General features: G+C 46.2%; 6 protein-coding genes. 1 reads left to right on the top strand and 5 read right to left on the bottom strand.

Annotation, left to right across the window (positions count from 1 at the left end):
• Positions 1-153 precede the first annotated feature (153 nt).
• From Q0668_RS06955 to Q0668_RS06945, 3 genes are all read right to left on the bottom strand, one after another.
• The gene (locus tag Q0668_RS06955) at positions 154-3,054 is read right to left on the bottom strand and encodes a c-type cytochrome domain-containing protein (RefSeq protein ID WP_298861864.1); all 2,901 of its coding nucleotides are present in this window, start codon (positions 3,052-3,054) and stop codon (positions 154-156) included.
• 61 nt (positions 3,055-3,115) lie between these two features.
• Positions 3,116-5,629 carry a DUF1549 domain-containing protein gene (locus tag Q0668_RS06950; RefSeq protein WP_298861861.1) on the bottom strand — a complete coding sequence of 838 codons (2,514 nt, stop codon included), beginning with the start codon at positions 5,627-5,629 and terminating at the stop codon, positions 3,116-3,118.
• 149 nt (positions 5,630-5,778) lie between these two features.
• Positions 5,779-7,155, bottom strand: a complete 1,377-nt coding sequence (locus tag Q0668_RS06945) for a DUF1501 domain-containing protein (RefSeq protein WP_298861858.1) — start codon at positions 7,153-7,155, stop codon at positions 5,779-5,781.
• 204 nt (positions 7,156-7,359) lie between these two features.
• Here Q0668_RS06945 and Q0668_RS06940 point away from each other — a divergent pair, with 204 nt between their 5' ends.
• Complete coding sequence (locus Q0668_RS06940; RefSeq protein ID WP_298861855.1) at positions 7,360-8,118, top strand: AraC family transcriptional regulator; 759 nt, start codon at positions 7,360-7,362, stop codon at positions 8,116-8,118.
• 32 nt (positions 8,119-8,150) lie between these two features.
• Here the strand turns inward: Q0668_RS06940 and Q0668_RS06935 are convergent, their stop codons facing one another.
• Both Q0668_RS06935 and Q0668_RS06930 read right to left on the bottom strand, forming a co-directional pair.
• On the bottom strand, positions 8,151-9,638 hold the full coding sequence (locus Q0668_RS06935; RefSeq protein WP_298861852.1) for a DUF1501 domain-containing protein: 1,488 nt from the start codon (positions 9,636-9,638) through the stop codon (positions 8,151-8,153).
• Between the two features lie 57 nt (positions 9,639-9,695).
• On the bottom strand, positions 9,696-12,569 hold a 2,874-nt coding region (locus tag Q0668_RS06930; RefSeq protein ID WP_298861849.1), incomplete at its 5' end, for a DUF1549 and DUF1553 domain-containing protein.

Raw genomic sequence — 12,569 nt, 5'->3', positions numbered from 1 at the left:
GACTGATGACGCCCGAACTGTCAATTCAGTATCAACCCGCAGACTATCCACATGCTCCCATGCCAGATTTGAGTTCGAATCCTTCACGGTCATAAACAGCGTAGCGACAAGTGTGACGAATAATTCTTGGGGAACTTACTACATCCCATTATCTTATTGAGATTTCGAAGCCAGCTTCTCTTTGTGTTTCACATGCAGCAGAACAGGGATGGAAGTTTGTTTCCCTTCCTGGGCTGCCTGAATATGAAATAAACGCGTCGTTTCTGGAACCCATTTCGCGGCTGTCAGATAAAAAGTTCGTTCATTCATATTGTCCAGGAGAAGTAGTCCGTTCAGACCGATGTTATCTACATAGACGCCATGCGGCAAATTTCGTCCGGCATACTCACGTCCAAACCCGACAACTCCGCTATATCCGTTCCGCAACAGCAGAACTTTGGCTGCGATCGTTTCGCCTGGATGAATCGTCAGCTCTAGCGGTTTTTCCGGGATGCGTTCCAGGTTAGAATCGATTACCTTACTTCTCTTTATATTTTGAGTTGCAATTCTGACGATTAACTTAGGCTTTTCCAATAGCTGGATTCTTCCCAATGAATTCACGTTATGTGTTATTTGGGCCCCACGTATTTTCGCTGTGGCTGTGACTGTGATTGGTTGATTCTCTCTGGTGGGTTTGAGAGCGACGACCGCATCAGGATTGACAGCTGAGCCTGGGGACGAGTCAGCAGAAATCAGACCGTATGCACGATCGTGGCCTGCTTGAATCATAATGGGGCTGGTAACGTGTAATCCCCGAGGTAGTCCTGTGATATCAACTTGGATCGGCCCCTGGAAGCCATCAATCCGCTGAGCAACGACTTCAATTTCTTTTCCACTTCCCGCGTTTACTCTAGGGTTAGCTCCATTGAGTGTCACCTTGAAGTCCGGTTTTCTGGGACGGACCGTCAACTCGTAATGAAAATCTTTTCCCTGGAATCCACGCACATCGGAAACACGCACAAAATACACACCTGTCTTCGGTGCTTTAAAAATCAAGCGGCTGTCATCACCCAGCTCCCTACGCCCATCATCGTTATTTTCATAGTAAACGGTGAAATTAGGCAGGCCATTCGGCGGTAATTCGGTTCCGATTGGATGTGGCTCAACAATATAACAGGGTTCATGCAAGGCATGTGTGATCGGGCTGGTACCAAAATAAGTATAACGCTTGCCACCAGTGCCTGGGTAGACGTTGAATCCCGAGTCTGGTCCACGGGGATAGAGCCAGAGTTTTACGACTTCACCATTCGCATACAGATATTCGTTTAGCTCCATTTCCTTCCAGTTATGGATTCGATAATCATTTAAAATCTTCGAGTCTTTTCCGCGAAATGTAAAATAGGAATCGCGGACGGCTCGCAGTAAAACTCTGGGAATCTGTTTTCCATCTGCATCGAGAACTTCAATTTTCGAATCCAGTTTTGATTTCTTGCGAGCGGCATTCGTTTCGATGTACCATTCTTGTCCCGCTTTCGATTGAAAGCGATACAGGTCAACGTCTGTTTGTCCCGGTTGTGTAGACTCAATCAAACCGCTGGCAACAACAGATGGTGAACTCAGGACTGTGGCCTCAGAAGGTTGGTTATTAGGCTCAGTCTCTTTGATTTGAACTGGTTTGACGATTACATTCGAGTGAGAAACAGATTGCGGAGTTTTAGTCATCACACTCGGTTTCTCTACTGTTGCAGAAAGTTTTGATGGGAGCGGATAGCGCTGTAAGAGTCCATTACTGAACCCCACAAGTGCCATCTGAGAGTCAGGTGAAAACGCAACAGAGGTTGGGATCGCAGGCAGATTTTCTTGGACGTGCAGCAGTTGAATCCGATTCGCATCCCAGATTTTAAGAGATCGATCGTCAGAGATTGATGCCAGCAGTTTATTGTCAGGCGAAAATATAAACTGGATGATCGGGTTTTCATGAGCAAAACTGGCATGAACCAACGGATTGATTTTCGCTGATTTTCGAGAAAGAAATTTCCATTTACGGATCCGATGGTCTGCACCCGTTGCCAGAATATAATTACCGTCCGGACTAAAGGAGACAGAAACCTGTTCTTTGAGTGGCTGACTGAGCGTATCAAGACGGTTTCCCGTAGAGACCTGCCAGACTTTGACGGTTGCATCGGCGGAGGCACTGGCGAGTGTCGTACTGTCCGGGCTGAAAGCTAAATCAAAAATCGCACCGTTGTGCCCGGTTAATTGTCGGACGATTTTTCCAGACGCGACATCCCATAAAATGATACGCTGGTCATAGCTGCCTGTAGCCAACCATTTCTTATCCGGGCTGATTTGCGCTGCATACAAGACATCTCGATGGCCTACAAATTCTTTCAACTTCTTGCCAGTCGAAACATCCCAGATCGCAGCCTGCCCGAATAATCCTGTCGTTCCGGAAGAGGTAATCAACCATTTTCCATCAGGACTGAATCGCACGGAATTCACCTTGCCGGGAAGTCCTTTCAGAGTATGAATGATCTTGTTTGTGTTGCCTGATAAAATTTGTACTTCTGCGAAACGCGCGACGGCAATCAAATCGTTTGCTGCTGACCAGGCAAGAAAATCGATGGGTTTGTTAACTGATTTTGTGGGCTTAATCTCCGGAACCGTTAATTTCATCCGCGCTGGTTCTTTGCCTGAAGGACCTTTGGCGCCCTGATCAATCCATTCGACCAGTAAAGCAATTTCTTCGAGACTTAATTTCTCACCACTGTCTTCCGGAGGCATGACTGGTTTGGCTTCGCCTTTGACCATCCGAATCAGACGGCTGCTCTTACTATCACCGGGAAGAAGTGCTGGACCATGTTTTCCCCCTTTGAGCAGGCTACTGTAAGAATCAATGGCAAATTTACCTTCGGGGTCATCGACGTTATGGCAGCTTTCACAATATTTTCGGAACAGGGGGGCAATCTGTTTTGAATAGTCCAATTGCGTATCTGCTGCCTGTAAAGTATCGGAGTGACCGATCAACAGTACCAGCGAAAAAACCAGGATGGAATTTGTCAGAAAGTGTAACATCAATGACCTCAAGTCAGTTGTATAGATAAACTGTTTTTCTATTAAGGAGTCGACTCTGGAATTAGTGATTAAATAGAAACTCGCGGCTGCTGAGAACTCCCCAGAACAGATCTTCGATCGCCTGTCGTTTTTCTGCTGCTGGTGTCTCAGACAGTAGTTTCGATAGTTGTGTTTCTTCCGCGACCGTTGGTTTGCGAGAGAGGCATAACATATAAATATTTTCAATGAGTTCTTTTTCCGATTTTTTAGCTTCTAAAAATTTGGTAACACGACTTTCTTTTGCCTTGAGTTTATTGTTGATCGTATCGCCATTCGAGATGTGCAATACCTGAATCATCGTGGGCTCTTCTGAGCGTTCGCATTCACAGGTAATCATACGCTCGTTACGCCCGAATGTTTTCAGGAAGTACGAAATCACTGATGAGTCATAAAGCTGAATGGCTTTCGTCCCCTTAGGGTAGAAGTCAGTCTTGGTTGGACTCGGCTCGTAATACATGTTGAATTCGTCGGGGACTTCCGTTACTTGCGAGATGGCATCCAGCAGAACCTCGGCCATCATCCGCCGAGGATAGTATCGGGAATAGAAACGCTGCTCGTCTTTATTTTCAGGAAGTGGCTGGCTGCTTCTTTGATAGGCGGCAGACTGAAGAATTACTTTCATTAATGATTTTAAGTCAAAATTGTTTTTGACCAGATAATCGGATGCAGCGACCAGTAACTCTTCATTACTGGCAGGGTTAGATTCCCGCATGTCGTCTACCGCTTCAACCAGTCCGACACCAAAGAAATTTGCCCAGACGCGATTCGTAATCGAGCGACTGAAAAAATGATTCTCTTTTGAAGTCAACCAGTTCGCCAGATAGATGCGGCGGTCTTCCGGAGCATTGATGTCGATCGGCGTTCCATCCAGAGGAGTGGGGGGTTGAGGCTTACCTGTCAGAGGTTGAACCAGATCGCCTTCGGTGGCTACAAACAAAGTTCGAATTCCATCTCCGGAACCTGTGGCGCCACCCCAGCCTTTTGCTCGAACGCGCGAAAAGAAATTTGCCATGGCGTAATATTGATTATTGGTCCATTTTTCCAATGGGTGGTTATGGCATTTTGCGCATTCAATGGATAAACCCAAAAATGCCTGGCTGACATTCTCTGTCATGGATTCAGGATCCTGATGCAGAGCGTAAAAGTTGGTGGCACCGTTTTCAACACTACTGCCTTGCGCGGTAATTAATTCGCGGACCATCTGGTCCCAGGGTGTATTGTTTTTGACGTGTGATTTAATCCATTCGTGATATTTTTTTACTGGCGCTGGTCGGATGAGCTCTCCGTTGACCAGTAACAAGTCCGACCATTTGTAAGTCCAGTAATCAACATATTCAGGGCTGTTTAATAAATGGTCAATTAACTTGACCCGTTTATCAGGACTTTGATCGGCAAGGAATTTCTTTGTTTCTTCAGGCTTGGGAAGTGATCCGATTGTGTCGATATAAACTCTGCGAATAAAGTTGGCGTCATTCGATTGAAGTGAAGGGGGAAGGTTCAATCGTTTTAACTGTTTAATCACCAGTTGATCAATGAAATTGTTTTGTGGTGACTTTTCGTAAATCGCGGGATCAATTTTTTGAGAGTAAGGGGACGTGATCTTCGAAATCGCAATTTTACTGGAGAAGATACAGACAATGGCGCCCTCTCCGAAGCCGGTCACTTTTACAGATCCCTGAGAATCAACCTGAGCCACTCTTTCATTGACCGAAGAAAACGTGGTCCACTGAGTTACATCACGCACTGATTGATTTGAATAATGTGCCTGCACAAGGAGATGCTGGGTTTGTCCTTTGGCCAGGATCGATCGAGCGGGTAGAACTTCCAGACGTTCAATTACGGGATCAGATTCAGCAGGTGGGGCAGCACCTTGTGCGATCCAACCCGATAGAATACGGTATTCGGGAGAGTCTGTTTCAAAACGAACTCCTCCATTATGCGGGACTGCACCCGTAGGTTTGATTAAGAACAGACTACGAGCCGGGTCTGATAATTCTGTTCGGCGTCCGCGAGATTGTTTGACAATTGTGTGATAATCACCCTGGACATCGTATGCTTTCAGAGACAGTCGGAATCCTCCTTTGCCGGCGAGCGCACCATGACAGGCACCGGAATTACATCCCGCTTTCGTTAAGATCGGTTGAACATCATTCCGGAAACTCCATTGATGGTCTTTATCAAATCCTTTAACGACGACCGTACTTTTAGATTTCAGTCCTCCTAACGTAGCGGTGATGACTGCCCGTCCATTGCTGACAGGTACCAATGTCTGACTCTCAATTTTAACAACAGAAGGGTTGCTGGATGAAAGCTGGTATGCCTCTTTGACAGGTCCGGCGATTTTACCATCACTGATTATCTGAACTGATAATCCATGACGCGCTTCTTTCCCGTCAAGTTGAACCGACTCTGGTAACAGGACAATCCTATGATCTGATTCCGCTGCACTGAGAGTGGTAGCGTTTAAATGAGAAGCAAGCAATCCTGTAATAATCAGTAAGAGAAAGTACATCGTGTTATTTTTGAATGGATACATCGTGAGCTTCTCTTTATGGATAGTTAAAATGCGAGATTTCTGATGACGTAACAGGAGTGACTTCAGGAGCCTGTGATACAACCCCGCATACGATCTATAGAAAATCGTGATTTATTATAAACATCAACATCTCTGTTGATATTGTGATGCTAAAACAACTCGCGGATTTGATGCTTGCCGACATCAACCAGCGGGTAAGGGCGTCCTGAGGGACCGGGAAGAATCGTATGCAGATCAAAGCCAAGGCTGTGATACACGGTTGCAGCCAGTTCGGCTGGTGAAACAGGGCGATCCGCGGGAACACCACCAATGGGGTCACTGCTGCCAACAACACGTCCCCCTTGAACTCCACCACCGGCAAAATAGGTTGTGAAGCATTGCGGCCAGTGATCCCGGCCACCGGCGGGATTCACTTTCGGTGTCCTGCCAAACTCAGCGACATTGCAAACCAGAGTTTCATCCAGCATGCCTCTGTCATAAAGGTCCTCGATCAGAGCGCTATAGGCTTGATCGTACATGGGCGCCACGATGTTTTTCATGCCTTCAATCGAGGTGAATGGTTTAGAACCATGAATATCCCAGGTAACCTCATTGAAGACGGTCAGGAATGTATTGATGGTTACAAAGCGAACTCCGGATTCCACCAGACGTCGCGCCAACAGGCAACACTGGCCGAATCGATTCATGCCGTAGCGTTTCCGAACTTTGGGTGATTCTTTTGAAAGATCAAAGGCTTCACGCGCTGCTTTACTGGTCATCAATCGGTAGGCAGAATGAAAATTGCCATTGAGCAGTTTGGCATCTTCGGTTGATTCGAAAGAGTTTATCGTGCTATCTACGACATCACGAATTTTTTTGCGACGTTCTAACCGCGCCGTGCCGATCTCTTTGGGAGGTAGCAGGTCAGGAACTTTGAAGTCTGGTTTGGAAGGGTCGGCCATTAATGCAAATGGATCATGGGCTTTCCCCAGAAAACCGCCAGCCTGACCATTGGGAAGGTTTCCGCCGCCACGCCCCATGGTTTCGGGAAGTACGACATTCGCGGGAAGATCTGTTTTGCGTCCACGGAGATAATCTACAACCGAACCGATATGTGGTGTATTGATACCACCTGTAAAGAGTCGTCCGGTCTGCATCATCTGCCAGCCGGCATCGTGTACGGCGGCTGCGGTGTGATAACAGGAACGAACCAGCGAAAACTTATCTGCTACTTTCGCATGCATTGGAAAGATTTCAGAGATATCAATTTCAGGGGAGGCGGTGTGAATGGGTTGAAACGGACCCCTGATTTCCTTTGGGGCATCCGGTTTCATATCGAATGTGTCTAGCTGGCTGGGAGCACCAAGATTGAAGATCATAATCGCCGAACGATTATCTTTCTTTTTATCGACGAGCCCCTGTTCTTTGGCTTCCAGGTATTCGGGCAGTGAAAGCCCCATTGCGCCCAGCGATCCCACTTGTAGAAAGTCTCTACGTGTGACTCCACTACAGGTATGTGCTGTGCCTTGACCGGTAAACTTCAGCATAATGCATGCACCCCAATATGATGGTTTTAAAAACAGAGCGGGCCGATTAAAGCCGGTTCTGTGATGATCGTTCGCGAAAAGAAAGAGAACGTGAAAATGGTAATCACGCGCAAGAAATCTCTGATTCGTTTATTTTGACATATAGTAGATGCTTAGATCAACGTCGTCTTGTAGAAAACACGCATAAATTTGTATTATTTACGCATGTCCGATTCAGAGCACTTTCGCAACGATTTCATTAAACGGCTGGATAACAAACTCCATTTGGAAGAGTTGTTCAATTATATTCCGGATGCTTATTTTTTTGCAAAGGACGCCGAAGGCCGTTTTATCAAAATCAGTCGTACCTGGATGGACGTTCGCGCGATTCCTAAGGAAGAGGATATCATAGGCAAAACCGACTTTGATATTCACCCGAAAGATCTAGCACAACAATATGTCGCAGAAGATAAGCGGGTCATGGAATCTGCCAGTCCTCTGCCAAATCAGGTCTGGCTCATTCCTGATCGTCACGGAAACCTGAAGTGGTATCTATGCAGCAAGATCCCCTTGTTCGGTGATGGTGGCAAGGTGATAGGCGTTGCGGGTGTCTTGCGAGATATTAAAGTGGCAGGAACGCAATTTCAATCTTATCAGGAACTGGATAAAGTTATCGCTTATGTGCTCGAACATTATCAAGAGCGAATTCAAGTCTCTGATCTGGCTGACTTGATTTATTTATCTGTCAGTCAGTTTGATCGTAAGTTCAAAAAGCTCTATCAGATTACGCCTCAAAAATATATTTTACGAGTGCGAATCAACGCCGCCTGTCAATCTTTGATACGTACAGAAAAGCGAATTTCAGAAATTGCACTGGAATCCGGATTTTATGACCAGAGTTATTTTACGAAACAGTTTGTGAATGTGATGGATGTCTCACCATCAGAGTATCGCCGGAAGTTTAAGCAATCGGACACAACTTGAGATACGGTATCTTCTGTCGCGGGCTCAAATTCCTACGCAATAATTTTATCGATCACATGCCCGCCTACATCGGTCAATCGGAATCGTCGTCCACTATAGAGGTAGGTCAGTTTTTCATGATCCATACCCAGTAGCCTTAATATGGTTGCATGCAGATCGTTGACATGTACTTTATCCTCGGCGGCTTTAAAACCAATTTCATCAGTGGCTCCGTAGCTGGTTCCCGCTTTCACGCCACCGCCTGCCAGCCATGTAGTAAAGGCATGCGGGTTGTGATCACGTCCGGGGTTGGCCCCTTTCTGAGCAATCGGCAAACGACCAAATTCACCACCCCAGACAACCAGTGTTTCGTTGAGAAGTCCCCGCGATTCCAGGTCAGCCAGTAATGCGGCGATGGGCTGATCCGTTTCTCCCGCGAAGCCACTATGATTGTTTTTAATATCCTGATGACCGTCCCAGCTTCGTTGGTTTTCCATTCCGCCCGAATAAATCTGGACAAAACGGGTGCCGCGCTCAACCATCCGTCGGGCAATTAGACACTGCTTCGCAAAGTGTTCACATTTTTTGTTTCCAATGCCATACTGTTCCTGAAGATGTTTCGGTTCTTGTGAGATATCTAACGCATCCGGAGCCGCACTCTGCATCCGATAGGCAAGTTCGAAACTTTCGATGCGTGCTGCCAGTTCCTGGTCGCCTTGATTTTGTTCAAGGTGTTGACGGTTCAGAGATTTTAACAGATCGAGCTGAGAACGTTGTCTCCCTTTTTCTGTAAGAACTGAGGGCGGTTGTAAGTTATCAATGGGTTCGCCCGTTGGTCTGAGGTAAGTGCCCTGAAACACGCTGGGTAGAAAACCGGCTCCCCAGTTCAAGCTTTGTCCTTTGGGCAGGCCTCTTCCTAATGGATCCGACATGACGACAAACGCAGGTAGGCTGTTGCTTTCAGAGCCGAGTCCGTAAGTCACCCAGGAACCGACGCAGGGGTGTCCCATCTTGGGGACACCACAATTCATCATAAATAGTGCCGGGCTATGGTTGTTTGATTCAGTATGGCCTGAGTGGATAAAGGCCATCTTGTCTACATGTTGAGACAGATTAGGAAAGATCTCGGAAACCCATTTTCCGGATTCTCCATACGGCTTAAACTTGAAAGGGCTTTTCATTAATGGACCGACTGCGTTTTGGAAGAAGCCGGTTTTATTATCAAATCCTTCCAGAGCGACGCCATCTCGTTTTTCAAGTTCGGGTTTATAATCCCAGGTATCAACGTGGCTGGGACCACCATTGATAAATAACCAGATGACAGATTTTGCTTTTGCAGGTAAATCAGCAGGCTTTGGTGCCAATGGGTTGAGTGCTTGAATCGATGGGGCAGCGTGAGTGCTTTCAAGAACCCCTTCCTGTTTCAATAGACTTAGCAGACCCAGGGCTCCTATGCCACTACCGGCATGCTTGAGGAGTTGGCGGCGTGCCAGCAGTTGATTCAAAGAAATTGTTGGTAGTTCTGATGGTGGTTGTAACATCACATTTCCCTAAAGAAAAAATGTTGTTCGAGTTATATTTTAATATCAAATAACGAATCAGTTCGGATAGACGAATTCGTTCGTACTTAATAAAGCGTGTGTGAAATCGGTCAATGACAGCAGTTTTGCCTTTGGTTTCTTTTCCGCTTCATATGATTTCTGGTGTTGCAGGATAAACTCATGAGAAATTGCTGCTTCACTTTTTGAGGGGCTTCGTCCCAAGGCAATTTGGTACGCGTTTGTAATAGCATGTTCGATTGATGCAGGATGCGCCTGCTGTATTTGTTCTGCAAATGACTGAGCACATTCTCGCACGAATTGAGCATTCATAAACAGGAGTGCCTGCGGTGCGATCGTGGTACTGGAACGCTGGCCAATACTGACTAACGCTTCGGGGGCATCAAATAATTGCATCATCGGAATTAATTGGCTGCGTTTAATTTTGAAATAAATACTGCGACGGAAATTATTCTGTTTCAATGTTCCCGGCCCGTACATTGTTGTGTCGAGTTTCTTTCCGATATACAGAATGGAATCGCGAATGGCTTCGCCTTCCAGTCTTTGGGGCGAACGTCTCCAATAGAGTTTGTTTTCCAAATCAATCTTAGATTTCTCTGAATCAAAATCTGTCGACTGACGATAGGTGTCGCTCAGCATGATCTGTTTGTGTAATGGTTTTAATCGCCAGTTCTGCTGAATAAGTTGGTTGGCCAGATAGTCAAGTAATTCTGGATGAGTGGGCCGTTCTCCTTGAAGGCCGAAGTCATTGGGGGTTGTAACAATCCCACTTCCAATATGATGTTGCCAGATCCGGTTTGCCATGACTCGTGCCGCTAATGCACCGGCACCCTGTTTTGTATCCGTAATCCAGTTCGCCAGAGACGTTCGGCGATACGATGTTGTAGCTGATTCTGGAGGAGCTGAGATCCATGTTTTTTCCTGTTGGGGAGATCGCATCAATACTTGCAGGAAACTTTGATTCGCAACTTTCCCTTTTTGTTCGGTGTCACCCCGAGTGAGATAGTAGGTTTCATCAAAGAAATCTTTCCCTTGAGAATGATGGCGAACGGGTTTGATTTTTGGTCCTTCGCTGCAAATCATCACTTTCGTGAGGGCTTGTTGGGGTTCGAATTTCAGGCTTTTCTGGACTTTTGCTGAAAGAGCAACCCAATTTGGGTCTTGCTCACGAAAACGACGTTCGAGAATTTGTTTTTGTGCGGCAGTCAATTTGTCCGTTTTGTTCTGTTGCACAAGTTGGATGGCATGCGAAAGCTGTTCAGGGCTGCCGGTTCCCGTTTTGACTGTGGGTGAAGCAGAGTTACTGACAGAAAAACGAGGGCGTCCTATGCTGTGGTTTACGTTATTTGTAAAAGACATCGTAACAGTCAGTTCGGTTTCTCCTTCCACGTCAATCGGAGTTTCCAGATCAAAGACTACAGCTTGATCTTTGCCGATGCCTCCCAGATCGACGGCCCAACCTGAACCGTATTGACCATCAATAGCACTGGCCGCTGAAAGGGTTGTCTTGTTTTGTTCATGTGTGGCACGGGCGTTAGTTAGCTTGAGATCTTTTGCTTTGGCTTTTTTATCAGCGACACTCTTCGCTTTCACTTTGAAGGCGGTCAGAGAAAAGTTTCCATTAACAGCACGGCCTGGTCCCTGTCGCGGTAACGAACGATGTGCTAAAGCTTCGAGGCGAATCGATCGGATCGGTCTTACATTAGTTCGCAATGTAAAGGTGTAGTGATCCTGATTGATATTCGGGCCACTGACCAGAATCGAACCATCTTCCTGTTTTTCGAATTTTGCTTTACCCTTGGATGAATGACTGACAACGTTCGGAACAATCCATTCATTGAGCTGTGTAGAATCTACTTTACCCTGCTTCAGCCAGTTTTCAAAATGAGGTTTGATCTGTTTGGTTTCATACTCTTTTAATGCTTTGGCCAGTGGGGCATGAACGAGATTAAATTTGGCTTTTTCCTGTTTGTATTTCTCAGGATCTAGATCAAGTTCAATTTCTGTTCGCACGGTTGTTGTGAATGTAGAGAGCATACGATAGTAGTCGTCGCTGGCGATGGGATCAAATTTATGATCGTGACAACGTGCACAGCCGACACTGAGACCCAGCATCGCCAGACCGGTGGTATTCAGCATGTCATCCAGTGCATCGTAGCGGGTTCGTTCGACTTCATTTGCAGTAATTTGAGTAGGAAACACGCCTGCTCCGAGAAATCCGGTTGCCATTAATGCAAGAGGATTATTCGGTGCAAGTTCATCGCCGGCTAACTGCCATTTTAGAAATTGATCATAGGGCATATCCTGATTCAGCGCTTTGATCACGAAATCCCGATAATGGTATGCGTAATTGCGATCATAATCATGCTCAAAGCCATGACTTTCAGCAAAGCGAGCGATATCCAGCCAATGGCGTGCCCAACGTTCGCCGTAATGGGGACTGTTCAGCAAGCGATCAATCAGTTTTTCATAAGCATCGGGAGACTGGTCAGCAAGAAACTCTTCTACTTCAGCTGGAGTCGGGGGTAAGCCGATTAAATCAAAATAGGCGCGGCGAATGTAAACGCGTTTGCTTACTTTCGGATTAGGTAACAGATTTTTCTCTGCCTGCTTTGCAAGAATGAATTGATCAATCTCATTTTGCCCCCAGGAGTTCTTTTTGGCGGTTGGTATCTCAGGTGCTTTGAGAGGTTGAAACGACCAGAATTTTCGATCATCGTCAGTAATGACCATTTTTTCTGAACTCGATTTTTTGGTAGTCGCCAAAGGTTTGTCATAAGGGGCGCCTAAATCGATCCATTTTGACAGACTGGCGATTTCTTTATCAGAAAGTTTATTTTCCTTCAATGGCATAAAAGGTTCCTCTCGGTGTTCAACCAGCGAGATCAGATAGCTCTCTTTTCCGGTCTTCTC

Origin of the sequence: uncultured Gimesia sp., from assembly GCF_937910335.1 — a bacterium.
Classification (GTDB): domain Bacteria; phylum Planctomycetota; class Planctomycetia; order Planctomycetales; family Planctomycetaceae; genus Gimesia.
The sequence above is the reverse complement of the archived record's forward strand: the minus strand, read 5'-3'. Positions and strand labels throughout refer to the sequence as shown.

Excerpts from the sequence above, each read along its gene's own strand:
- Q0668_RS06955 (WP_298861864.1), bottom strand. The coding sequence starts at position 3,054 with ATGTTACACTTTCTGACAAATTCCATCCTGGTTTTTTCGCTGGTACTG.
- Q0668_RS06950 (WP_298861861.1), bottom strand. The coding sequence starts at position 5,629 with ATGTATCCATTCAAAAATAACACGATGTACTTTCTCTTACTGATTATT.
- Q0668_RS06940 (WP_298861855.1), top strand. The coding sequence starts at position 7,360 with ATGTCCGATTCAGAGCACTTTCGCAACGATTTCATTAAACGGCTGGAT.
- Q0668_RS06935 (WP_298861852.1), bottom strand. The coding sequence starts at position 9,638 with ATGTTACAACCACCATCAGAACTACCAACAATTTCTTTGAATCAACTG.
- Q0668_RS06945 (WP_298861858.1), bottom strand. The coding sequence starts at position 7,155 with ATGCTGAAGTTTACCGGTCAAGGCACAGCACATACCTGTAGTGGAGTC.